The following is a 19,870-nucleotide window of genomic DNA, read 5'->3' as shown; positions in this document are numbered from 1 at the left end:
GCGACGCGGCTCCGCGCGTATCAGCGGGTTTCGGCGGCGCAGGACAGGTCGTGCGCCGGCCGTGAGCCGGTCGTCAGGAACCCGGTCACCGCGGTGTTCGCGCACTGGTTCGGCCCGAACAGGTAGGCGCCGTGCCCGCCTTGGTCGGCCGTCACCATCCGGGCGCGGTCGCCGAACGCCGCGCGCAGCTTGCGGGCGTTCACCAGCGGCGTCCCCGGGTCACGCTCGTTCTGCACCAGCAGGACGTTCGCCGGGCCGCGGCCGGTGATCCGCACCTTCGGCTCCACCGGAGCCGACGGCCAGAACGCGCACGCCCCGATGTTCGCCGTGGCCGCGCCGAGCAGCGGGTACCGGATCCGGTCGACCGCCACGTCCAGCTGGTAGCCCGCCACCGACCGCGGCCAGGCCGTGTCCCCGCAGAGCACGGCGAACCGGGCCGACAGGAGGTTCTCGGCCCCCGCCACTTCCGGCAGCTTCGGTGCCCGGCCCTGGTCCAGAGCCTTCCAGTTCTCGGCCAGCGGCTTCAGATCGGTGGAGTACAGCCCTTCGAACGTCAAGCCGCGGAAGATCGACCCGTCGATACCCTCGACCGGCGTCCGGTCCAGCCGCGCGGCCAGCTCGTGGAACTTGGCGGTCACCTGCGCCGGCGTGGTGCCGAGCCCGTACTCCGGGTGGGCTGCGGCGAACTTCGCGAAGTCCGGGAAGCGGTCCTCCATCCCGCGGCCGAAGCCGCGCATCGCGTCGATGTCGTAGCCGCCCGGCCCGAGGTTGCTGTCGAGCACGAACCGGTCGCTGCGCTCCGGGAACATCGTCGTGTACACCGCGCCCAGGTACGTGCCGTAGGACGCGCCGAGATAGGACACAGTGGACTCACCGAGCGCGACGCGGATGCGGTCCATGTCCCGCGCGGTGTTCGCCGTCGTGACGTGCGGCAGCATCGGCCCGGTCGCCGCCTCGGCGCACTGCCGGGCTTCCGCCTTCGCGACCTCCGCCTGCTTCACGACGTCGGCGGGGCCCTTCGCGTACGGCAGGTTGCCGATCGCCATCTGCGCCGGCGTCAGGTCGCAGGTCACCGGGGTGCTGTGCCCGACACCGCGTGGGTCGAAGCCGATCACGTCGTACTCGTCGAGCACGTCCTGCGGCAGCTTCACCAGCTTCAGCACCTGCGGGTAGTCCAGCCCCACGCCGCCGGGACCGCCCGGGTTCGTCAGCAGCACACCGCGCCGCTTCTCCGGGTTCTTGCTCGGCAGGCGCGAGACCGCGACGTCGATCTTGCGGCCGTCCGGGTTCCGGTAGTCCAGCGGGACCTTCAGCGTCGTGCACTGCAGGTCCGGCGTCGGGAAGGCCCGGCCGGGCACGGGCCCCAGTCCAGTTCGCCCGCGGACGCCTGCGGCGCCACGACGGTCGCGCCGAGCACGGCGACGGCCGCGGCCAGCAAGGTTGTGCGCATCGGATTTCCCTCTCTCGTTTCGCGCCGCGGTCAGCGGCGCGGTTCCCAGCGGAAGAGCCGCGCGGCCAGCGCGACCGCGACGACGACCCAGGCCAAGGTGGGTCCGAAGAGGACCAGTGAGTCGGTGAGCGGACGGCCGCCGTTCCAGGCGTCGAGCACCAGTTCGGTCGCCGAACCGCCCGGCAGCAGGCGCTTGAGCAGCGTGAGGTCGCCGGTGCCGGTGACCCCGACCCAGCCGGACACGGCGATCACGCCGAGGCTGACCGGCAGCGTGGTGACCTGCGCGTGTTCGGGCGAGTTCGTCAGGCCCGCCGTGGCCAGGCCGAGCGCGAGCATCATGGCCACGACGGACACCACGGCCGCGACCAGCAGCACCGGGTTCGCCGGCGTCCCGGCGACCATGGCCAGCGCGCCCAGGATGACGGCGATCTGGAGCACCGAGAGCACGGTGATCGGCAGCAGCAGCCCGCCGAGGATGCCGGCGTCGCCCGCCGCGGTGGAGCGCAGGCGCTTGAGGAACAGGTTCTGGCGGCGGGAGGCGAGCGTGGTCACCGTCGTGGTGTAGAGCCCGATGCCGGCCACGAAGAACAGCGCCAGCGTGGCGATGTAGCCGAGGCTGCCGATTTCGGTGAAGACGTCGTGCTTGGCGATGAAGAACGCGCTGAGCGCGGCCGGCAGCACCAGCGCGGTGACCAGCACGAGCCGGTTGCGGAAGATCTGGATCAGCTCGCCGCGAGCGATCGTGAGCATGGCGGAGGTCCTTTTCTCAGGAGTGGTCGATGGCGCGGAAGACGTCGTCGAGCCGCGTGGGCCCGGCCTGGAGGTCGCGCAGCTCCACGGCGTGGTCCTGCGCCCAGCCGAGCAGCGTGTGGAGGTCCTTCTGCAGCTCGAAGGTCTCGACGAGGAACTTGCCGTCCGCCCCGCGCGCGGCGAGCAGCGGCGGCGCCGGCGTGTGCGGCGCGAGACCGAAGTGGATGGTGGCCGGCAGGGTCCGCGTCAGCTCGGCGACGGTCCCCTCGCGGTGGAACGCGCCCTGGTGCATCAGCCCGATGCGGTCGGCGCGCTGCTGGGCTTCTTCGAGGTAATGGGTGGTCAGGACGACGGTCGAGCCGTCCTCGCGCAGCCGGTCGACGGCGTCCCAGAGCGCGTCGCGCGACTGGATGTCCAGACCGGTGGTGGGCTCGTCGAGGAAGACCAGCTCGGGGGTGCCGTACACGGCGGTGGCGAAGTCGAGCCGCCGCTTCTCGCCGCCGGAGAGCTGGCCGACCTTCGTCGTGGCCTTGCGGGTCAGGCCGACCATACCGAGCACCCGCCCGACGTCGTCGGTGCGCTCGGTGAGCCGCCCGATCAGCCCGACGCTCTCTCGCACGGTCAAGTCCGGGGAGAACCCGCTCTCCTGCAACATGATTCCCATCCGCGGCCGGACCGCGGCGCGGTCGCGGGGGTCCTGCCCGAACACCCGGACGGCGCCGGAGGTCGGCGCGCGGTGGCCTTCGACGGCTTCCAGCGTCGAGGTCTTCCCGGCGCCGTTCGTGCCGAGCAGGGCGTACAGCTCCCCGCGTTCCACTTGGAACGAAAGGTCTTTGACGGCGGCGAAGTCGCCGTAGGTGAGGTTCAGGCGGTCGACGTCGATGACGGGTGTCGTGGACATGCTCCGATTCCAGCGGGATCGGCGCCCGCGCGGCAGTGTGCTGACGTCACCCCGACATATGACGCAGTGTCACTGGTGGTGCCCGCCAGGCCCGATACGCTCGGTTCATGGAGGTGCCGATGATCGCGCGCAGGAGCTCCTGGACCGGCGGGGCGGTCCAGGAGCGGCTGCGCCGGCTCAACCTGATCACGACGGTCCCGCCGCTCGCGTTCGTCGGCGTGCTGCTGCTGGTGTTCACCGCCCGGACCTGGTGGCACGTCGTCATCCAGGTGGTGGGGCTGATCGCGGCACTGGCGACGGCCGAGCGCTGGACCGCGGGCGACTACCTCCGCGTCGCGCGGCCGAGCCTGGTCGTCACCGCGGTCGTCTGGCTGGCCGGGGCGCTGACCGACGACACCGCCGCGTTCTACGGCTTGTCGCTCGTGGGGTCGTTCCTCATCCCGCCGCTGCGGCACCACCGGCTCGCGGCCCTCTTCGGGCTCGGGATGCTGGTGGCTGTCCTGGGAGCGGCGAACCTGCTGGTGCACGACGACCGCGTCGGGGCGCGGCTGGTGCAGTACGTCGTCGTTCCCGCGGTCGCCGTGCTGGTCTCGACCGCGTTCATGTTCGTCAGCCAGAAGTTCTTCGACCTGATCGCGGAGCTCGAGCAGTCGCGCGAGCGGGAGGCCGAGCTGGCCGTGATCCGGGAGCGCGTGCGCTTCGCCGGCGACCTGCACGACATCCAGGGCCACACGCTGCACGTGGTGAAGCTGAAGGTCGCGCTTGCCGAGAAGCTGCTGGACACCGACGTCGACCGGGCGCGCGCGGAGCTGGGGGAGGTGCGCAGCCTGGTCGGCGACACGATCGTGCAGACCAAGGAGCTCGCCCACGCCCAGCGGCGGCTCAACCTCTCCGCCGAGCTGGAGAACGCGAAGAACCTGTTCGAGGCCGCGGGAATCCACGTGCGCGTCGAGCGGGAGTCCGAAGTGGACGCTCGCGCGGGTGAGCTGCTCGGCCAGGTCCTGCGCGAGACGACGACCAACATCCTGCGCCACGCCCAGGCGCGGCAGGTGCGGATCACCCTTTCGCGGCGCGGGATCGCCATCGTCAACGACGGCGCGGCCGAGGACGGCCCGCCCGAGCTCAGCGGGCTCGCGGCGTTGCGCCACCGCCTGGTGGAGAACGGCGGCGAGCTGGAAGTGTCGCGGACGGACGGCCGGTTCCTGACGGCGGCGGCCTTCCCCGCGAAGACCCGGGAGGACGGCCGATGACCACCGTGGTGCTCGCCGACGACGAAGCCCTGCTGCGCAAGGCACTGGCCGCCCTGCTGCCGCTCGAGGGGGAGATCACCGTGCTCGCCGAGGCCGAAGACGGCGAAGAGGCGGTGGCGGCGACGCTGCGGCACCGTCCGGACGTGCTCGTGATCGACCTCGAGATGCCCACGGTGGACGGTCTCGGCGCCGTCGCGGAGATCCGGCGTGCGAGGCCGGAGCAGGTGATCCTGATGCTGACCCGGCACGCCCGCCCCGGCGTGCTCCGGAAGGCGCTGAAGCTGGGCGTGCAGGGGTTCGTCAGCAAGTCGGCGGAACCGGCGCACATCACGTCGGTGATCCGGACGCTGCACGCGGGCAAGCGCTGGATCGACCCGGACGTCTCGGCGCTCGCGGTGGTCGACGACTGCCCGCTGACCGACCGCGAGCTCGACGTCCTGCGCGCGACGCGGGAAGGCTTTTCGGTGGCCGACATCGCGGGGCAGTTGCACCTGGCGGAGGGGACGGTGCGGAACTACCTGTCCAACGCGATGCAGAAGACCCAGACCCGCACCCGCCACGAAGCGGCCCGCTACGCCCGCGAGCACGACTGGCTCTAGCGGCGCTTCACGTCGACGACCTGGTACGGCTCGGGCCCTTCGACGAACCGGCGGATCGCGGTCCTGGTCGCCTTGATCACGGGGTTCCGCGCGGTGGCGGCGTCGAGCGCGTCCTTGCCGGCCCAATGCATGAAGTTGGTGACCTGCGTGCCGTCCTCGCTGCACAGCAGGTGCATCGACAGCAGTCCCGCGATGCCGGCCGGATCGCCGGCGTCCCGGATGCACTCGACCAGTGGCCGCTGGTGCTCCGGGCGCACCCGGAAGACGTTGACGGCGAAGACGTCCGGCCGGTCGGCCGAAGGAACGATGAGCACGGGGTGCCTCCTTGAAGTCCGTTCCCGGAGGCTAGCCAGCTAAAAGGGACGCATGTGTAACACTTAACGCGTGGACGGCCGGACTCGCGGGCCGCGCAGCGACGCGCGGCGCAACGACGAACTGATCCTGCGCACGGCGGCCCGGGTGCTCGCGGACGATCCGCGCGCGACCATCCAGCGCATCGCCGACGAGGCCGGGCTCGTGCGCATGACCGTCTACCGCCGCTACCGCAACCGCGACGCCCTTCGCCGCGCCATCCACGACGCCGCCGCCGCGGAGGCCACCGCGGTCATCGACGCCACCGCCGGCGCGGACCCGGTCGCCGCGCTGCGGGCGCTGATCGTCGAGATGGCCGCCATCATCGGGCGCTACCCCGTCCTCGCGGTCACGACCGACTGGCAACCGAAGCCGGGCGACCCCCGCCGTCCGGTCCCGCCCCCACCCGCTCGCCGCATGCACCAGGCCGTCTTCGCCCTCGTCGAGCGGGGCCGGCGCGAGGGGGTGCTCCGCACCGATCTCCCGCCCGAGCTGCTCCCGCAGGCCATCACCGGCACGCTGCACGTCGTCAGCAGGTTCGCGCGCAGCCTGCACGCCGATCCGGACGTGCTCGGCACCCAGGTCGCCGACCTGCTGCTGGACGGCTTCGCCGTCAGCCGACCGGGAACTTGACCGCGGTGAGCTCCTCCGAAACCGTCCACAGGCGCTGCTGGATCCCCACGTCGTAGGACTGCGGAGTGGACGTCACCACCTGCGGGCGGCCGCGGTATCCACCCGGGCCGGCCGGGCCGTAGTACTGGCCGCCGAGGGCCGCGGGGTCGGTCGCCGCCCGGAGGGTCGGGAGGGCGCCGCGCTCCGAGCTCTGGGTGAACAGCGGGGCGACCAGCGGGAAGAGCGCGCGGGCGATCGCGGGGGAGTTGCGCATCAGCTCCGTGCGGGCCACGCCGGGGTGGGCGGCGATCGACGTCGTCGTGCCGTGCGGGGCGAGGCGGCGCTGCAGTTCGTAGGCGAACATCAGGTTCGCGAGCTTGGCCTGGCCGTACGCCGCGACGCGGTCGTAGGAGTTCTCCCACTGCAGGTCGTCGAAGTGGATCGAGGCGCGGATGCGGTGGGCGATGCTCGCGACCGTCACCACCCGGGAGTCCGCGACCGGCAGCAGCAGGTCCAGCAGCAGGCCGGTGAACGCGAAGTGCCCGAGGTGGTTCGTGCCGAACTGCAGCTCGAACCCCTCCCGCGTGGTCTGCTTCGGCGGGTACATGACGCCCGCGTTGTTGATCAGCAGGTCGATCTTCGGCAGCGTCCCGTGCAGGTCGGCCGCGGCGGCGCGGACGGAGTCCAGTGAACCCAGGTCCAGTTCCTGCACGGTGACGTCGGCGTTCGCGCCGAGCCGGGCGGCGGCCTGCTTGCCCTTTTCGACGTCGCGGACGGCCAGCACCACGGTCGCGCCGCGCTCGGCCAGCACCTTCGCGGTGTCGAACCCGAGTCCGGTGTTGGCCCCGGTGATGACGGCGACGCGCCCCTTCTGGCTCGGGACGTCGCGTTCGGTCCAGTTCTCGCCCATGGCGGTTCCCCTTCGTCGCGGCCCTTTTCGGACCGGCGGTCTGTTATGTGGACGACGCTAAGGAACCGACGGTCTGTTGTCAAGAGACTGCTGGTCTTCAATTTCCCGCGCCGGGCGTTACGCTGGGTGGCATGACGTTCCAGCGAGCCCGCAGCGCGGAGCAGCGGGAGGAGCGGCGCCGCACGATCCTCGACACGGCGCTGGCGATGCTCGACGAGATGCCGGTGGCCGACGTGAGCCTCAACGAGCTCAGCCGGCGGGTCGGCCTCGCGAAGTCGAATGTGTTGCGCTACTTCGAATCCCGGGAGGCGGTGCTGCTCGAACTGCTCGACCGCGCCCTGCGCGACTGGCTGGCCGAGCTGGCGGGCGAACTGGCCGCGGGGGTCGACGCGGCCGGGTCGGCAGCGGAGCGGGGCGAGCGGTTCGCGGCGGTCGTCGCCCACTCATTGGCGCGACGCACCGTGTTGTGCGACCTCATCGGCGCGCAGGCGGGTGTCCTGGAACACAACGTGTCGGTGGACGTCGTCGTGCGGTTCAAGCGGTCCGCCCTGGCCGGGCTGGACACGATGGCCGAGCTGGTCCGCCACTACGTCCCGGAGGTCGGCGAAGAGGCAGCGACGGTATGCCTGTTCGCGATGATCCTGACCGGCGGGCTGTGGACGCACTGCCGGCCGTCACCGAGCGCCTTGGCGGCGTACGAGGCCGACCCGGCGTTGGCGGCGCTGCATCTCGACCTGGCCCCGGCCCTGCAGAGCGGCTTGGCGTTGCTGATCGCGGGAGCGACGCAGCGCAACGGTGCCGGTGCGGTCGAGGGATCGACCGCTTAGGCGGCACGGCGTGCCGGTGATCGAGACCAGGACTCCATGTCAGGTAATCAGCGCGCGCACCGTTCGTTGCGCTCGGTGATCTCGTCAGGCGTCATCGAAAGCAGCATCCTGGCGATCGCGTCCTCATCGGCGAACGTTTCCAGCCAGACGACACCGTCCGAGTCCACCCCGTACACGCCCACTTCGGTGTGGGGTGTGCATCCCGGCGTGGAAGGGACTCTCGAGCTGTTGTTGGCGTAGCGAACGTCCGCATATCCGTAGGCCAGCAGTTGGGCGGCGACCGATGCGGCATCGCGGTGCAGGCCCGCGAAGTCTTGCAAGTTGTAGACGTGCTGACTGGGGATCACGGGGTGATGGTTCGCGATCGCGCGCCCCTCGATCGCGGTGCTGCATCCCGTACAGAGAACGAGCGCGGCCAGTAGCAGCGGCCCGGAGTACGCACGGAGGCGCACTGAAGTCGGTCGGGTCGAACTGGTCACGGCAAGCCTTTCTCAAATCGAATCGTCGGGCGGATGTAGGTCGCGTCGACCCAGGGGGGCGTTACACACAGTGATGAAATAAGCGGTCATGCAGGCAAGCTCATTTGCTAGCATGCGGGCATGCCCCCCGACGCCAAGCGGCAGTTCAGCGTCTACCTGCCGGCCGAGCTCATCCGGCGGGTGAAGCACGCCTCCGTTGATGCCGACGAGTCGCTTTCGGCCTACGTCGAGCGCGTGCTCGAGGACCACCTGCGACAGAACGAGGAACGCCCGTGATGCGCGTGCTGCCGATCCGCTACAGCTCGGACGTCGAGGCCCTGACGCGGTTCTACGCCGCACTCGGCCTGAGTGTCGGGTCGGTGTCGCGGCCCGGTGGGTGGGTGGAACTGCCCGCCGACGGCGGCACGCTCGCTGTCCACCGGGGAGCCGGCGTCGGACGGTGCGAGCTGGCCTTCGAGACCGACGAACTCCTGGAAGACGTCGCGCAGCGGCTGCGTGAAGCCGGGTACGAGCCCGGTCCCGTCATCGACGAGGGCTTCGGGCGCTCGCTGCGCGTCCCGGACCCCGATGGCGTGTGGGTGCAGATCAACGCCTACGACCGCGAGCTCTACACATGACCCTGCCGGTGAAGGAATCGCGGTTCCTCGCCGGGGGCGTCGTCGCGCTCGAATTCTCGGCGGCCGTCACCAGCTTCGTCGCCTCCACGCTGCTGCCGGTCGTCGCCCGGGATCTGGACGCGGGGGACCGGCTCGGGCTGCTGATCGCCGGCTCGACCCTGGGATTGTTCGTCGCGCTTCCGCTGGCGGGCCGGGTGCTCGGCCGGCTGGGCACGCGCGGCACCCTCGCCGCCGGGATGCTCGCCTACGTCGGCGGGCTCGTCCTCGCCGCCACCGCCTCGGGCGCGGGGATGTTCGCCCTGGGCCAGCTTTCCACCGGGCTCGCCAGTGGCCTGCTCGCGGTGTTCGGCGTCAGCTCCGCGATCCGGCACCTCGACGAACGCCTGCGCCTGCGGGTGGTCGCGGCGTCGTCGGCGATGTGGATCCTGCCCGCGCTGGTCGGCCCGGCCGCGACGCTGGGCCTCGAACACCTCGTGGGCTGGCGCTGGACCCTGCTGGTGCCGGTGCCCTTCGTCCTCTTCGGACGGTTGCTGGTCGTGCGCGCCGTCCGTGACGACCCGCCCGCGGACGCCGCCCCGCGCCCGCTCGGCCGGACGTTGCTGGTGCCCCTGGGGGCGGCGGGGGTCGTGCTGAGCGACGGGTGGTGGCCGCTCGCGGTCGCCGGCGCCCTGGTCGCCGCGGCTGGGATGGTCGCGATCCTGCCGGCGGGAACGGCCCGGCTGGACCGCGGGACGCCCGCCGCCCTCGCCGCGATGCTCCTGTTCGCCGTCGGCTACTTCGGTGCCGACAGCCTGATCACCGTGCTGCTGACGACGGGGTTCGGGGTGAGCCTCGGCCAGGCCGCGATCGTCTTGAGCGCGGCGCCGCTGGCCTGGGCGGTGACGAGCCTGTCCGGGCGGCGCCTTCCCGCCACCGGCTTGACCCTGACGGCCCTCGGCACGGCCGTCTTGGCCGTCGGCGGCCCGTTCCCGGTGCTGCTCGCCGCCTGGACGGTGGCCGGGATCGGCGTCGGGCTCGCCTATCCCGCCCTGTACGTCCGGGCGAGCACCGCCGGCTCGAGTGGACTCACCGCGACGGAGCTGGCCACCGCGGTGATCACGGCCGAGTGCGTCGGCCAGCTCTTGGGCCGCGCGATCGGCGGGGCGCTGAGCTCGGCAGGCGGCCTGTTCGCCTCCTACGCCGTGTTCGCGGTCGCGCTGGCCGCGGCCGCCGCAGTCAGTCGAAGGTGACCCACTGGGACGTCAGCAGCACGAGCCCGAGCGAGCACGCCGCCACCACGACCAGCCCCAGCGCCGCGACCACCAGGGGCCGGAACCCGCTGCGCGCCATCTGCCGCAGGTCGAAGTTCAGCCCGACCCCGGCGAAGCACAGCAGGAACGCCCACTTCGACAGGTTGCCCAGGCTCGTCACCTCGGCCTTGGTGAACACGTGCGCGGTGGCCAGCGCCGACACGGCGAGGAAGCCGAGCACGAACTTCGGGAACGTCCGCCACACGAACGCGGCGCGCTCCTTCGGTCCACTCGCGACGGACTTCCCGCCCCGGGTCGACCAGTAGGCCGCGTACCCGAGGACCACCAGCCCGATCAACGCGTTGCGGGTGCTCTTCACCGCGACGGCGACGTCCTGGGCGTGCGGGGAGTAGGCCGCGCCGGTCGCCGTCGTTTCCGCGGTGTTGTCCACCGCCAGGCCCGCCCACAGCCCGAACTGCGTGTCGGACAGGTTCAGGGCGTGCCCGATCAGCGGGAAGGTGAACAGCGCGACCGCGCCGAGCGCGAGGATCGCGGCGATGGCGTACCCGGAGTCCTCGTCGTCGGCGTCGATGGAACCGCGGCCCGCGATGATCGCCGAGACCCCGCAGATGGACGTGCCGATCGCCAGCAGCGACGACAGCTTCCCGCCGAGCCCGAAGAGCTTGCCCACCAGCAGGATCACCGTCGTGGCCACGGCCATGTCGATGAGGATCAGGCCGAGGCTCAGGCCGCCGAGCTTGAGCAGGTCGCCCAGCACGAACCGGGCGCCGAGCAGCACGATGCCGATCTTCAGCCAGAACTCGTAGGTCGCCACGCCCGGCCGGAACAGCGCCGGGACGCCGATCGTGTTGCGGATGACCAGCCCGAGGATGATCGCCCACAGCACGTATTCGAGGTCGGGCAGCGCGGTGCCGGTCGCCTTGCCGAGGGCGCGCACCTCGTTCTGCGCCAGCGTTCCCACGATCCCGACGGCGGCGAGCAGCAGCAGGCCGGGCACGTAGCGCAGAACCGGGAGCGTCGTCAGTCCACCGCTTCGGGTGGTCGTGTCCGTGCTCATTTGACGAGGAAGGTGATCGTCGGCAGCAAGCCGAACGCGGCCAGCAGCACCAGCACGGCGGCGACCGCCACCGCGGCCCAGTCGGCGCTGATCCGCGCCGCCGGCTTCGGTTCCGGATCGGCGCCCATGCTCAGAGCACCTCGTTCAGCTTGCCGGTGGCGACGTCGAACACGAAGCCCCGGACGGAATCCTTCTTCGGGACGAACGGGCTGTTCCTGATCCGCGCGATCGACTGGCGGACGTCTTCGTCGAGGTCGTCGAACGCTTCGGCGGCCCAGGCGGGCTTGACGCCGACGTCCTCCTGGATCGACTTCTTGAAGCCGTCGTCGGTGAAGGTGAGCATGCCGCAGTCGGTGTGGTGGATGAGGATGATCTCCTCGGTGCCGAGCAGCCGCTGGCTGATGGCCAGCGAACGGATCTCGTCCTCGGTGACCACGCCGCCGGCGTTGCGGATCACGTGGGCTTCGCCTTCGTTCAGGCCGAGGACGCCGTAGACGTTGATGCGCGCGTCCATGCACGCGAGCACGGCGACGTGCTTGGCGGGCGGCAGCGGGAGCGGCCCGGTGAACCGGGCGGCGTAATCGGCGTTGTTGGCCAGGAGTTCGTCGGTGACCGACATGGTGATCCTTCCGGCGGAGAAGCGGATGCGCCGAGTGGACCGCTCCCGGCACCCGAAAGCAATGGTGCCCAGGAACTGGGACGTGGGGCGGTCCAGGATCTGGAACCCGGCACCGGTTCGTTGACCGCGCTCGGCCCGGCTTCCTAGAGTCGACGACGTCAGCGGAAAGCGCCTGCGCTTTTCTCCCCTTCTTTTCCGGAGCAGGTACCCCCATGCCCGAATCCGTCTGGGTCGCCCAGTCTGATCCGCGGGTCCGGCCATTGCTCGCCGACCTGGCCCGCGAATATTCGACGCGGTACCACCGCGTCCTCAACGACGTCCACTTCGAACTCCGTGAATACCCCGCGGAGCGGTTCGCGGCCCCGGACGGCGGATTGCTGCTGCTCGTGCGGGACGGCCGCGCGGTCGCCGGTGGCGCCTTCCAGCGCTACGACGAGGAGACCGCCGAGCTCAAGCGGATCTGGACCCACCGCGCGCACCGCGGCCGGGGGCTCGCCCGCCGGGTCGTCGCCGAACTGGAGGCCGAAGCCGCGCACCGCGGGTACCGCCGGATCTTCCTCACCACCGGCCCGAACCAGCCCGAGGCGCGGGGCCTGTACCTGGCCACGGGCTATACGCCGCACTTCGACGTCGGCACCGTCCCGACGACCCGGTTGCCGTTCTCGAAAGCGCTTCCCGCTCCGGTGGGCGCGAGATGACCAGTGACCTCGGGACCCGGCCGGCACCCGCCGCGACGCCGGAGGAGTCGCTGCGGATCGTGCCCGCGCGGCACCCGCTGACCTGGGTGGCCGCCGCCGTGGTGGCGGTCCTCGTCGCGATGGCGGGCCACGCCCTCGTGACCAACAAAGCGTTCGACTGGCCGACGTTCGGCCGGTTCGTCTTCCAGAAATCGATCTTGGAAGCCGTCGCGCTGACACTGGAACTGACGTTGTTCGGCGTCGTCGCCGGATTCCTGCTGGGCACGGTCCTCGCGTTGATGCGCATTTCCCGGAATCCGCTCCTGCGTGCGGTGAGCTGGACCTACACGTGGATCTTCCGGTCGGTCCCACTCATTCTCCAGCTGCTCTTCTGGTACAACCTCGCTATCCTGTACAACGAGATTTCCTTCGGCGTCCCGTTCGGGCCGTCGTTCGTCTCGGTCGGGACGATGAGCCTGATCCCGCCGTTCCTCGCGGCCGGCCTCGGGCTCGCCCTGCACCAGGGCGCCTACGCCGCGGAGATCGTCCGCGCCGGCTTCCTTTCGGTGGACGCCGGGCAGCGCGAAGCCGCCGCGGCGCTGGGCATCCCGGCGGCGCGGCAGTTCCGCCGGATCGTGCTGCCGCAGGCGATGCGCACGATCGTGCCGACCGCGGCCAACGAGATCATCGGCCTGCTGAAGGCGACGTCGCAGGTCTACGTGATGGCGTTGCCGGAGCTCTTCTACCAGGTCCAGGTGATCTACACGCGCAGCGGCCGGGTGATCCCGCTGCTGCTGGTCGCCACCGCCTGGTACCTCGCGCTCACCACGGTGCTGTCGATCGCGCAGTTCTACGTCGAGCGCCACTTCGGCCGCGGTACGCAGCGCACGCTGCCGCCGACGCCGCTGCAGCGCCTGCGCGCGGCCTGGAGGCGGGCATGACCACGGAGTACATGGTGGACGTTCGCGGTGTCCACAAGAGCTTCGGCACGCTCACCGTCCTCGACGGTGTCGATCTCCAGGTGCGCCAAGGAGAAGTGACCGTCCTGCTGGGACCGTCGGGCTCCGGGAAGTCGACGCTGCTGCGGCTGATCAACCACCTCGAGCGCGCCGACCGCGGCTTCATCAGCGTCGGCGGCGAGCTGATGGGCTACCGCCGTTCCGGCGACCGGCTGCACGAGCTCAAGGAACGGGACATCCTCAAGCAGCGCACCCGGATCGGGTTCGTCTTCCAGAACTTCAACCTGTTCGGGCACCTGACCGTGCTGGAGAACGTCGTCGAGGCGCCGGTGTCCGCGCAACGCCGGCCGCGCGCCGAAGCCGAGGCCAAGGCGCGCCAGCTGCTGATCCGCGTCGGCCTGGAAGACAAGGCGTCCGAATACCCGCGCCGGCTGTCCGGCGGCCAGCAGCAGCGGGTCGCGATCGCCCGGGCGCTGGCCCTCGAACCCGGCGTCCTGCTCTTCGACGAACCCACGTCGGCCCTGGACCCCGAGCTGGTCGGCGAGGTCCTCGAAGTCATCCGCGACCTGGCGAAGGCGGGCACGACCATGGTCGTCGTCACCCACGAGCTGGGCTTCGCCCGAGAAGTCGCCGACACCGTCGTCTTCCTCGACGAAGGCCGCGTCGTCGAGCAGGGCCCGCCCGCCGAAGTCCTGGACCACCCCCGTCACGCCCGGACCCGGGCCTTCGTCGAGAAAGTCCTTTGAGGAGAGTCATGAGACTGAGAACCCTTTTGCTCGCTTCGGTGTTCGCGCTCGCCGCGTGCGGCAGCCCCGAAGCGGCCACCAACGCACCAGCGGACCAGCCGGGCGGCGTCAACATCACCGCGAACCAGAACCGCGTCCGGGCGCAGAAGGTCGACGCGATCGCCGCGCTCGTCCCCGCGGACATCCGGACGCGCGGCACGCTCGTCGTCGGGACCACCGGCAACGGCACCCCGCCGCTGTCGTTCCGCGCGGACGACGACAAGACGGTCATCGGCGTCGAGCCCGACCTGGCGCAGCTGGTCGCCGACGTGCTCGGCCTGAAGCTCGACCTGCAGGCCTCGTCGTGGGAGAACCTGTTCCTGTCGGTGGAGAACCGGCAGTTCGACGCCGGGTTCTCGAACATCACGGTGACCGAGGAGCGCAAGGACAAGTACGACTTCGCGACCTACCGCAAGGACACGATCGCGTTCGAGGTCAAGAATGAGAAGACCACCGCGGTGAAGGAGGCGAAGGACATCGCCGGGCTCACCGTCGGCGTCGGCGCGGGGACCAACCAGGAGCAGATCCTGCTGCGCTGGGACCAGCAGAACAAGACGGCCGGCCTGGCCCCGGTGAAGTTCCAGTACTACCAGGCGACCTCCGACTACTACCTGGCGCTGCAGTCCGGCCGCATCGACGCCTACGTCGGCCCGAACCCGACGTCGGCCTACCACGTGGCGGTCGAGGGCAAGACGAAGATCGTGGGCACGGTCTCCGGCGGTGGCGCGATCCCGGCCGACATCGCCGCGATGACCAAGAAGGACGACGGCCTGGTGAAGGCACTGCAGCAGGCGCTGGACACGGTCATCAAGAACGGCCGGTACGCCGAGGTGCTCAAGCGCTGGAACCTGGCGTCGGAGGCGTTGCCGGCTTCGGAGGTCAACCCGCAGGGGTTGCCCCGCAAGTGAGCCGGTGCCCGGGTTGGTGGGGACGCCGCTTCCCCGGCAACCCGGGCAGCTGCGCTCGCCGGGTGATCCGCGACCGCTCGATCGGCGGTGCGGGAGGCGGCCGGCTCCGCTACGGCGTCCGGAACGCCCGCCGGTAGGCGCCCGGCGTCGTCCCCACCTGCGCGCGGAAGCGGCGCCGCAGGTTGACCGCCGACGTCAGGCCGACGCGGGCCGCGATCGCCTCCACCGGCAGATCCGTCTCCTCCAGCAGCGCGCGGGCTTCGGTCACCCGGCGGGCCAGCAGCCACGCGCCGGGGCTCGTGCCGAGCTGGTCGGCGAAGCGCCGGGCCAGCGTGCGAGGCGAAACGCCGGCGTGGGCCGCCAGCTCCGTCACCGACAACTCGGTCCCGAGCCGGTCGCCCGCCCAGCCGAGGAGCCCGTCCAGGGCGTCCGGCGGTGGGGGAGGTGGGGCGAACTGCACCTGGCCGCCCTCGCGGTGCGGCGGCATCACCATGTGCCGCGCGACCAGGGCGGCGTGCGCGGCGCCGTGGTCCTTCCGGACGAGGTGCAGGCACAGGTCGATCCCCGCGCCGGCCCCGGCACTCGTGGCGACGTCGCCGTGGTCGACGTACAGCACGTCCGGCTCCACGCGCACCCGCGGGAACTCGCGCCGCAGCTGCTCGGCGCGGCCCCAGTGGGTGGTCGCGGACCGGCCGTCCAGCAGGCCCGTGCGGGCGAGGGCGAACACTCCGGAGCAGATGGTGACGAGCCGCGCGCCCCGGGTGTGGGCCCGCAGCAGCGCGCGGCGGACGCGCGGGGGCAGCGGCGCCTCGACCGGTGCCCAGCCCGGGATGATCACGGTGTCCGCGGAGTCCAGCGCCGCCAGCCCGCGCGAGACGGACATCGCGTACCCGGCGGTCGTCGGCACCGGGCCGGGCGTCTCCGCGCACACCTCGAACTCGTAGTGCCGGGGCACGCCGGCCCGCGGCGTGCCGAAGACCTCGGCGGCGCAGCCGAGCTCGAACGTCGACTGCACCGGCCGCACCAGGGCCACCACGCGATGCATGGCAAGAAAGTACCCCAAGGTGTCTTCTCGGACACTGGTCCGGCCCCTCGCGCACGGGCACCGTGGCGGTCATGCACCCCGAGATCCTCGAGCAGGACGGCTACACCTGGGCCACAGTCAAGGAAGCACCCGTCCGCGAACTCTTCCCCGGCATCCGGCTGCGTCCACTGTGGACCGGACCGGCCGGCGCGCACGCGAACGTCCTGGAGATGGACGCCGGCACGTCGTGGCCGCGCAAGGACGTCCACGAACCCGGCCCGGAGGAGGTCTACGTCGTCACGGGCACGTTCAACGACGGCGCGCGCGACCACCCGGCGGGCACGTTCCTGCACGCCCCGGCCGGCACGTGGCACGTGCCCGCGAGCGCCACCGGCTGCACCCTGTTCCTCTTCTACCCGGAGGGCTGAACGCCCCACCGCCAGTCCTGCTGCCGGTGGCGGCCGGGCAGGTCGCCGCGCCCGGTCGCCCAGAGCAGGGTCGCCCACGGGCCGGTGTCCGCGGGCGCGCCGGGGAAGAAGCGGTCCAGCAGACGGCGGCAGAGGCCTGCCTCCGGCGTCCAGGGGAGACCGAGCCCCTGGGTGACGTCGTGCATGTGCACCAGGGTTTCGCCGACGGCCATCGCGGCGAAGCCGGCGGTGTCCAGGACGCCGTCGTCGTGGTGGGCGCGGACGTCCGGTGGGGTGGTCCGCACCATGGCGACCAGGAGGGCGCCGCACGCTTCCACACACCGCAGCAGGCCGGCGGGCCCCGCGGCGCGGTCCGCGAAGAGCACCAGGCCGGGGCCGCCTTTCCGGTGCTGCGCCCAGGCGAACGGCACCGAACGGCCGGTCGCGGCGGCCCGCGGACCGAGCTGGGCCGCGTAGAAGAAGAAGTTGTCGGCGATGTGCTCGACCGTCTCCCAGCACGTCCAGTCCATCGAGCCGGCCGGGGCGTCCCAGCCGTCGTCGCTCGCGTCGGCGAGGGTCGCGGTGGTGGCCCGGACGGTGTTCTCGACGTCGGCCGCGGTGATCGGCATCGGCCGAGGGTATCGGGCGGCGGCTCTGGTGCCGAACGGTTTGCTGCGGTACAACCGGAGGCGTGGCCGAGCGCGTACGGCGCCCCGACCAGCATGCCGCGGTCGAACGGGATGTGCTGGTGCGGTACCTCGACGCGTGGACGGCGAAGGCGCTGCGGTCCCAGCGCGGCGGCACGTACGTCGAGTGCGGCGGTTTCGCGGCCGACGCGCTCCGGGTGTTCGGCGAGTTCTCCGACCGGCTCGACGGGCACCACCTGGAGCTGGTGGTCGTCGGTTCGTCCGTGCCCGAGGGAGTGCCGGCGGGTCTCGCGGTGCGGGTCGCCGATGATCCCCGTGACGTCCGGGTCGCCGGGCCCGTGCTGACCCATTTGGACGGTCCCGGAGCGTGGCCGCTGGTCGCGGCGACGGCCCGCGGCAAGGGACACGAGGTGGTGGTCACCGCGCCGGCGGGGGACCAGGGGGAGCAGGGGTGCGCGATCGAGTTGGTCGCGGAAGACGGCGAGGCGCGCGTGCTGGTGTTCGTCACGGCGGACGAGAAGCACCTCGCGACGTTCAAGAGCGAGCTGTGGGCGGTGGACGAGTTCGCGGGCATCCGCTACCGCGACCCGCGTGACGCGGAGGGGATCCTGGTCGACATCTCGCTGACACCGCAGCTGCTGCCGTTGCGGCGGGCGTTGCTGGCGGAACTGGCGCGGCGGGGCCGGAGCACGGTCGCGGAGCTGCAGCGGTTCGCGTTGCTGGAGACGATCTACCGCCCGGAGGACGCGATCGGGGCGGTGACCTCGGCGATCACGGCGGGCGAGGTCACGCGGGACCCGGAGAAGGGGCGATTGACGCCGCGGACCACAGTCGGTCTCCCGTAGCCGGTCGTGAGTGGGAAACAGGGTTAGAGGGGACACCTATTTGGTGACCCACTCGTGACCTGGTCCGTGGACCGTACGGCGTCACGGCTCCATATCCTGACGAACGACGAGGACCACGTCGGCTGCAACGACGTGGTCCTCGCCTTAGCGGTCAGACGTGGGCTTTGAGCCAGTCGTTGACCGTCGTCGACAGGTTGAAGCTCGCCCAGGCGTCACCGCCCACGTTCACCACCAGCGCCTCGTCGTTCGAGTCGATGAAGCGCTTGACCTCGTCCCTGAACTGGGCAGTGTTCTGCGAGGTCGTGACGAGCCACGTGGAATCGAGCGGGTGACACCAGGACTTCTGCGACTTGAGGAAGGTGATCAAGTCCGCGTAGTTCTGGCCTGGGCGATTGAGGTCGTAGCCGACCAAGAGAGTGTTCACTTGCTCTTCCCCTTCTTGGCGCTCTCGTTGACCGTCGTCTTGGGGTTCCGCTTGACGGTGGACTGCTTGACGAACTTGCCGGTGATTGCGCTCCGGCCACGCTTGCCTCCCGACGAACTGGTAGCCATCGAGGTCTCCTTACTGTCAGTAACTACAGGGGTACCCAAAGTCCAATTGCAGAATCGCGATCGGACGTCTACTGTCGAAGTGGCACGGTACCAGAGGTGATTTCGAACTCGCAAGTGGTCGTCGCGAGTCAAAATGAAGGGAGTCGGATGTCAGAACGGGGATCGTTCGACGCTGCTGCGTTCTTCGCCGCGCTAAACGCTGAGCGTGAGGCCAGGGGTCTACTTTGGAAGCATGTCGCAGAGCAGGCCAAGGTGAGCCAGTCGACGCTGACCCGACTTGCGCAAGGTAAGCGTCCGGATGTGGACAGCCTGGCCGCGCTCGTCGACTGGGCCGGTCTACGAGCAGACGACTACGTGGTGCGAGTGCTCAACAAGACGGAGGCAGAGCCGATCGCCATGATTTCCACGTACCTCCGAGCAGACCCGAATCTCAGTCCGGCTGCCGCCGAGGCCATGGAGACTGTCGTTCGAGCCACGTATCAAGCCCTGCGAGAGAACTGACTCGATGGCGTACTACCGAGGTTTCAAGGCAGAGGCGGAGCGACTTGCTCTCACCATGCGAAAAGAGCTTGGCCTCACCGCTTACCCACGCCTCGATCCGTATCGGCTTGCCGAACATCTCTCGATATCCGTGCGCCCCTTGACATCCTTGCAAAACCAAGGATCAGAGATAGTCAGCGCAATCCGCGTTTTGCACGGGCCTGAAGCCTCCAGCTTCTCGGCTGTGACTGTTTTCCGAGGAACTGAACGGGTTGTTGTGCACAACGAAGCCCACCCGCCGGGGCGGCAGGCAAGCAACATCACCCACGAGTTATCTCACGGCTTGCTGTTGCATCCGGCAGCTCCCGTGCTCGACGGTCGCGGTTGCCGAAACTGGAACCCGGACGCTGAAGACGAGGCGAACTTCTTGGCTGGCGCGCTTCTGGTCCCGAGTAAAGCTGCATGGTGGATTGCAAAACAGGGGCGGCCATTTGAGCAGGCAGCCGAGGACTACGGTTGCAGCGTGGACATGGTGCGCTGGCGAGTGAATGTAACCGGTGCTCGGCGACTGCTAGCCGGCTAAAGCCAATGGCATCCCGCGCTTTGCGGTGATCTCGGCGCTTTCCTGCTTCACGCACGTACGCGAGCGGGAGAGGCCTGCTGGCCCCAGAGAATGGCTAGGGTCAGCAGGCCTGTCAGCACATTCAGCGGTGCCGATGCCGCGTCCGATCCGCTGCCAGCGGTTTCTCCGAACCCGTCTTCACGACCATCTCAGATGGGATCGGCTCGCTGGTGAAGCGGAGGTGCAACATGGCGTCGATCAAGTCGCGGACTTGCTCGAATGAGGGTTGCTTGGCCAGGTTGACCACCACGGCGAGGTCGTGGCGGGGGATAGTGATGAGCGCGACCGGCAC

General features: G+C 70.4%; 28 protein-coding genes and 1 pseudogene. 15 read left to right on the top strand and 14 right to left on the bottom strand.

Annotation, left to right across the window (positions count from 1 at the left end):
* Positions 1 to 20 precede the first annotated feature (20 nt).
* The 3 genes and pseudogenes from QQ657_RS04655 to QQ657_RS04645 all read right to left on the bottom strand — a co-directional run bounded on the left by QQ657_RS04655 (position 21) and on the right by QQ657_RS04645 (position 3,101).
* Positions 21 to 1,450, bottom strand: a pseudogene (locus QQ657_RS04655) (alpha/beta hydrolase).
* Between the two features lie 30 nt (positions 1,451 to 1,480).
* Positions 1,481 to 2,200, bottom strand: a complete 720-nt coding sequence (locus QQ657_RS04650) for an ABC transporter permease (RefSeq protein WP_284740785.1) — start codon at positions 2,198 to 2,200, stop codon at positions 1,481 to 1,483.
* Positions 2,201 to 2,216: 16 nt separating this feature from the next.
* Positions 2,217 to 3,101, bottom strand: coding sequence for an ABC transporter ATP-binding protein (locus QQ657_RS04645; protein WP_284740784.1), 885 nt, complete (start codon positions 3,099 to 3,101; stop codon positions 2,217 to 2,219).
* A 107-nt stretch (positions 3,102 to 3,208) separates the two neighbouring features.
* Here QQ657_RS04645 and QQ657_RS04640 point away from each other — a divergent pair, with 107 nt between their 5' ends.
* Positions 3,209 to 4,351, top strand: a complete 1,143-nt coding sequence (locus QQ657_RS04640; RefSeq protein ID WP_284740783.1) for a sensor histidine kinase — start codon at positions 3,209 to 3,211, stop codon at positions 4,349 to 4,351.
* Entirely contained in the window at positions 4,348 to 4,950 is a 603-nt protein-coding gene (locus QQ657_RS04635; RefSeq protein WP_284740782.1) for a response regulator transcription factor, read from the top strand. The genes QQ657_RS04640 and QQ657_RS04635 overlap by 4 nt, the downstream gene beginning before the upstream one ends.
* Here QQ657_RS04635 and QQ657_RS04630 read toward each other — a convergent pair.
* On the bottom strand, positions 4,947 to 5,264 hold the full coding sequence (locus tag QQ657_RS04630) for an antibiotic biosynthesis monooxygenase family protein (protein WP_284740781.1): 318 nt from the start codon (positions 5,262 to 5,264) through the stop codon (positions 4,947 to 4,949). The two genes, QQ657_RS04635 and QQ657_RS04630, sit on opposite strands and share 4 nt — an antisense overlap.
* Positions 5,265 to 5,334: 70 nt before the next feature.
* Between QQ657_RS04630 and QQ657_RS04625 the strand changes: the two genes are divergently transcribed.
* A complete protein-coding gene (locus QQ657_RS04625; RefSeq protein WP_284740780.1) occupies positions 5,335 to 5,934 on the top strand; it encodes a TetR/AcrR family transcriptional regulator in 600 nt (199 codons plus the stop codon).
* On the opposite strand, the gene QQ657_RS04620 is transcribed toward QQ657_RS04625, so the two are convergent.
* Positions 5,915 to 6,823 (bottom strand): SDR family NAD(P)-dependent oxidoreductase, encoded by a 909-nt coding sequence (locus QQ657_RS04620; protein WP_284740779.1) that lies wholly within the window; start codon positions 6,821 to 6,823, stop codon positions 5,915 to 5,917. The genes QQ657_RS04625 and QQ657_RS04620 overlap by 20 nt on opposite strands.
* 131 nt (positions 6,824 to 6,954) lie before the next feature.
* Between QQ657_RS04620 and QQ657_RS04615 the strand changes: the two genes are divergently transcribed.
* The gene (locus QQ657_RS04615; RefSeq protein ID WP_284740778.1) at positions 6,955 to 7,650 is read left to right on the top strand and encodes a TetR/AcrR family transcriptional regulator; all 696 of its coding nucleotides are present in this window, start codon (positions 6,955 to 6,957) and stop codon (positions 7,648 to 7,650) included.
* A 47-nt stretch (positions 7,651 to 7,697) separates the two neighbouring features.
* Here QQ657_RS04615 and QQ657_RS04610 read toward each other — a convergent pair whose 3' ends face one another.
* Positions 7,698 to 7,997: a hypothetical protein gene (locus QQ657_RS04610; protein WP_284740777.1), complete on the bottom strand. Its 300-nt coding sequence runs from the start codon at positions 7,995 to 7,997 to the stop codon at positions 7,698 to 7,700.
* 252 nt (positions 7,998 to 8,249) lie between these two features.
* On the opposite strand from QQ657_RS04610, the gene QQ657_RS04605 reads away from it, so the two are divergent.
* The 3 genes from QQ657_RS04605 to QQ657_RS04595 are packed head-to-tail and all read left to right on the top strand — an operon-like array spanning position 8,250 to position 9,975.
* Positions 8,250 to 8,405, top strand: coding sequence for a CopG family transcriptional regulator (locus QQ657_RS04605; RefSeq protein ID WP_284740776.1), 156 nt, complete (start codon positions 8,250 to 8,252; stop codon positions 8,403 to 8,405).
* Positions 8,405 to 8,746: a VOC family protein gene (locus tag QQ657_RS04600; protein WP_284740775.1), complete on the top strand. Its 342-nt coding sequence runs from the start codon at positions 8,405 to 8,407 to the stop codon at positions 8,744 to 8,746. The genes QQ657_RS04605 and QQ657_RS04600 overlap by 1 nt, the downstream gene beginning before the upstream one ends.
* The gene (locus tag QQ657_RS04595; protein WP_284740774.1) at positions 8,743 to 9,975 is read left to right on the top strand and encodes an MFS transporter; all 1,233 of its coding nucleotides are present in this window, start codon (positions 8,743 to 8,745) and stop codon (positions 9,973 to 9,975) included. Before QQ657_RS04600 ends, QQ657_RS04595 begins: the two co-directional genes overlap by 4 nt.
* Here the strand turns inward: QQ657_RS04595 and QQ657_RS04590 are convergent.
* From QQ657_RS04590 to QQ657_RS04580, 3 genes are read right to left on the bottom strand one after another with little or no spacing between them, the layout of a single operon-like run.
* The gene (locus tag QQ657_RS04590; RefSeq protein WP_284740773.1) at positions 9,962 to 11,053 is read right to left on the bottom strand and encodes a YeiH family protein; all 1,092 of its coding nucleotides are present in this window, start codon (positions 11,051 to 11,053) and stop codon (positions 9,962 to 9,964) included. The genes QQ657_RS04595 and QQ657_RS04590 overlap by 14 nt on opposite strands.
* Positions 11,050 to 11,181, bottom strand: a complete 132-nt coding sequence (locus QQ657_RS04585; RefSeq protein ID WP_284740772.1) for a hypothetical protein — start codon at positions 11,179 to 11,181, stop codon at positions 11,050 to 11,052. The genes QQ657_RS04590 and QQ657_RS04585 overlap by 4 nt, the downstream gene beginning before the upstream one ends.
* A 2-nt stretch (positions 11,182 to 11,183) precedes the next feature.
* Positions 11,184 to 11,672, bottom strand: coding sequence for a beta-class carbonic anhydrase (locus QQ657_RS04580; protein ID WP_284740771.1), 489 nt, complete (start codon positions 11,670 to 11,672; stop codon positions 11,184 to 11,186).
* Between the two features lie 212 nt (positions 11,673 to 11,884).
* Here QQ657_RS04580 and QQ657_RS04575 point away from each other — a divergent pair, with 212 nt between their 5' ends.
* The 4 genes from QQ657_RS04575 to QQ657_RS04560 are packed head-to-tail and all read left to right on the top strand — an operon-like array spanning position 11,885 to position 15,001.
* The gene (locus QQ657_RS04575; protein ID WP_284740770.1) at positions 11,885 to 12,370 is read left to right on the top strand and encodes a GNAT family N-acetyltransferase; all 486 of its coding nucleotides are present in this window, start codon (positions 11,885 to 11,887) and stop codon (positions 12,368 to 12,370) included.
* Positions 12,367 to 13,290 (top strand): amino acid ABC transporter permease, encoded by a 924-nt coding sequence (locus QQ657_RS04570; protein WP_284740769.1) that lies wholly within the window; start codon positions 12,367 to 12,369, stop codon positions 13,288 to 13,290. Before QQ657_RS04575 ends, QQ657_RS04570 begins: the two co-directional genes overlap by 4 nt.
* Positions 13,287 to 14,054 (top strand): amino acid ABC transporter ATP-binding protein, encoded by a 768-nt coding sequence (locus QQ657_RS04565; protein ID WP_284740768.1) that lies wholly within the window; start codon positions 13,287 to 13,289, stop codon positions 14,052 to 14,054. The genes QQ657_RS04570 and QQ657_RS04565 overlap by 4 nt, the downstream gene beginning before the upstream one ends.
* Positions 14,055 to 14,062: 8 nt before the next feature.
* Positions 14,063 to 15,001: an ABC transporter substrate-binding protein gene (locus QQ657_RS04560; RefSeq protein WP_284740767.1), complete on the top strand. Its 939-nt coding sequence runs from the start codon at positions 14,063 to 14,065 to the stop codon at positions 14,999 to 15,001.
* A 109-nt stretch (positions 15,002 to 15,110) separates the two neighbouring features.
* Here the strand turns inward: QQ657_RS04560 and QQ657_RS04555 are convergent, their stop codons facing one another.
* Entirely contained in the window at positions 15,111 to 16,046 is a 936-nt protein-coding gene (locus tag QQ657_RS04555; RefSeq protein ID WP_284740766.1) for a GlxA family transcriptional regulator, read from the bottom strand.
* 71 nt (positions 16,047 to 16,117) lie between these two features.
* On the opposite strand from QQ657_RS04555, the gene QQ657_RS04550 reads away from it, so the two are divergent.
* Complete coding sequence (locus QQ657_RS04550) at positions 16,118 to 16,453, top strand: cupin domain-containing protein (protein WP_284740765.1); 336 nt, start codon at positions 16,118 to 16,120, stop codon at positions 16,451 to 16,453.
* On the opposite strand, the gene QQ657_RS04545 is transcribed toward QQ657_RS04550, so the two are convergent.
* Positions 16,438 to 17,061, bottom strand: a complete 624-nt coding sequence (locus QQ657_RS04545; RefSeq protein ID WP_284740764.1) for a maleylpyruvate isomerase N-terminal domain-containing protein — start codon at positions 17,059 to 17,061, stop codon at positions 16,438 to 16,440. The two genes, QQ657_RS04550 and QQ657_RS04545, sit on opposite strands and share 16 nt — an antisense overlap.
* Before the next feature lie 62 nt (positions 17,062 to 17,123).
* On the opposite strand from QQ657_RS04545, the gene QQ657_RS04540 reads away from it, so the two are divergent.
* Positions 17,124 to 17,924 carry a hypothetical protein gene (locus QQ657_RS04540; RefSeq protein ID WP_284740763.1) on the top strand — a complete coding sequence of 267 codons (801 nt, stop codon included), beginning with the start codon at positions 17,124 to 17,126 and terminating at the stop codon, positions 17,922 to 17,924.
* Positions 17,925 to 18,075: 151 nt separating this feature from the next.
* Here QQ657_RS04540 and QQ657_RS04535 read toward each other — a convergent pair whose 3' ends face one another.
* Both QQ657_RS04535 and QQ657_RS04530 read right to left on the bottom strand, forming a co-directional pair.
* Entirely contained in the window at positions 18,076 to 18,348 is a 273-nt protein-coding gene (locus QQ657_RS04535; RefSeq protein ID WP_284740762.1) for a hypothetical protein, read from the bottom strand.
* On the bottom strand, positions 18,345 to 18,476 hold the full coding sequence (locus tag QQ657_RS04530; protein ID WP_284740761.1) for a hypothetical protein: 132 nt from the start codon (positions 18,474 to 18,476) through the stop codon (positions 18,345 to 18,347). Before QQ657_RS04530 ends, QQ657_RS04535 begins: the two co-directional genes overlap by 4 nt.
* A 96-nt stretch (positions 18,477 to 18,572) precedes the next feature.
* Between QQ657_RS04530 and QQ657_RS04525 the strand changes: the two genes are divergently transcribed.
* Both QQ657_RS04525 and QQ657_RS04520 read left to right on the top strand, forming a co-directional pair.
* Positions 18,573 to 18,977 (top strand): helix-turn-helix domain-containing protein, encoded by a 405-nt coding sequence (locus QQ657_RS04525; RefSeq protein ID WP_284740760.1) that lies wholly within the window; start codon positions 18,573 to 18,575, stop codon positions 18,975 to 18,977.
* A 4-nt stretch (positions 18,978 to 18,981) separates the two neighbouring features.
* A complete protein-coding gene (locus tag QQ657_RS04520) occupies positions 18,982 to 19,539 on the top strand; it encodes an ImmA/IrrE family metallo-endopeptidase (RefSeq protein WP_284740759.1) in 558 nt (185 codons plus the stop codon).
* Between the two features lie 121 nt (positions 19,540 to 19,660).
* On the opposite strand, the gene QQ657_RS04515 is transcribed toward QQ657_RS04520, so the two are convergent.
* The gene (locus QQ657_RS04515; RefSeq protein ID WP_284740758.1) at positions 19,661 to 19,870 is read right to left on the bottom strand and encodes a hypothetical protein; all 210 of its coding nucleotides are present in this window, start codon (positions 19,868 to 19,870) and stop codon (positions 19,661 to 19,663) included.

The organism is Amycolatopsis ponsaeliensis (assembly GCF_030182635.1).
In the GTDB taxonomy this organism is placed as follows: domain Bacteria; phylum Actinomycetota; class Actinomycetes; order Mycobacteriales; family Pseudonocardiaceae; genus Amycolatopsis; species Amycolatopsis ponsaeliensis.
The sequence above is the reverse complement of the archived record's forward strand: the minus strand, read 5'-3'. Positions and strand labels throughout refer to the sequence as shown.

Bases quoted from the DNA above. Each gene is read 5' to 3' on its own strand.
- QQ657_RS04650 (WP_284740785.1), bottom strand. From the start codon at position 2,200: ATGCTCACGATCGCTCGCGGCGAGCTGATCCAGATCTTCCGCAACCGG.
- QQ657_RS04645 (WP_284740784.1), bottom strand. From the start codon at position 3,101: ATGTCCACGACACCCGTCATCGACGTCGACCGCCTGAACCTCACCTAC.
- QQ657_RS04640 (WP_284740783.1), top strand. From the start codon at position 3,209: ATGGAGGTGCCGATGATCGCGCGCAGGAGCTCCTGGACCGGCGGGGCG.
- QQ657_RS04635 (WP_284740782.1), top strand. From the start codon at position 4,348: ATGACCACCGTGGTGCTCGCCGACGACGAAGCCCTGCTGCGCAAGGCA.
- QQ657_RS04620 (WP_284740779.1), bottom strand. From the start codon at position 6,823: ATGGGCGAGAACTGGACCGAACGCGACGTCCCGAGCCAGAAGGGGCGC.
- QQ657_RS04615 (WP_284740778.1), top strand. From the start codon at position 6,955: ATGACGTTCCAGCGAGCCCGCAGCGCGGAGCAGCGGGAGGAGCGGCGC.
- QQ657_RS04605 (WP_284740776.1), top strand. From the start codon at position 8,250: ATGCCCCCCGACGCCAAGCGGCAGTTCAGCGTCTACCTGCCGGCCGAG.
- QQ657_RS04600 (WP_284740775.1), top strand. From the start codon at position 8,405: ATGCGCGTGCTGCCGATCCGCTACAGCTCGGACGTCGAGGCCCTGACG.
- QQ657_RS04595 (WP_284740774.1), top strand. From the start codon at position 8,743: ATGACCCTGCCGGTGAAGGAATCGCGGTTCCTCGCCGGGGGCGTCGTC.
- QQ657_RS04590 (WP_284740773.1), bottom strand. From the start codon at position 11,053: ATGAGCACGGACACGACCACCCGAAGCGGTGGACTGACGACGCTCCCG.
- QQ657_RS04585 (WP_284740772.1), bottom strand. From the start codon at position 11,181: ATGGGCGCCGATCCGGAACCGAAGCCGGCGGCGCGGATCAGCGCCGAC.
- QQ657_RS04580 (WP_284740771.1), bottom strand. From the start codon at position 11,672: ATGTCGGTCACCGACGAACTCCTGGCCAACAACGCCGATTACGCCGCC.
- QQ657_RS04575 (WP_284740770.1), top strand. From the start codon at position 11,885: ATGCCCGAATCCGTCTGGGTCGCCCAGTCTGATCCGCGGGTCCGGCCA.
- QQ657_RS04570 (WP_284740769.1), top strand. From the start codon at position 12,367: ATGACCAGTGACCTCGGGACCCGGCCGGCACCCGCCGCGACGCCGGAG.
- QQ657_RS04565 (WP_284740768.1), top strand. From the start codon at position 13,287: ATGACCACGGAGTACATGGTGGACGTTCGCGGTGTCCACAAGAGCTTC.
- QQ657_RS04560 (WP_284740767.1), top strand. From the start codon at position 14,063: ATGAGACTGAGAACCCTTTTGCTCGCTTCGGTGTTCGCGCTCGCCGCG.
- QQ657_RS04555 (WP_284740766.1), bottom strand. From the start codon at position 16,046: ATGCATCGCGTGGTGGCCCTGGTGCGGCCGGTGCAGTCGACGTTCGAG.
- QQ657_RS04550 (WP_284740765.1), top strand. From the start codon at position 16,118: ATGCACCCCGAGATCCTCGAGCAGGACGGCTACACCTGGGCCACAGTC.
- QQ657_RS04545 (WP_284740764.1), bottom strand. From the start codon at position 17,061: ATGCCGATCACCGCGGCCGACGTCGAGAACACCGTCCGGGCCACCACC.
- QQ657_RS04530 (WP_284740761.1), bottom strand. From the start codon at position 18,476: ATGGCTACCAGTTCGTCGGGAGGCAAGCGTGGCCGGAGCGCAATCACC.
- QQ657_RS04520 (WP_284740759.1), top strand. From the start codon at position 18,982: ATGGCGTACTACCGAGGTTTCAAGGCAGAGGCGGAGCGACTTGCTCTC.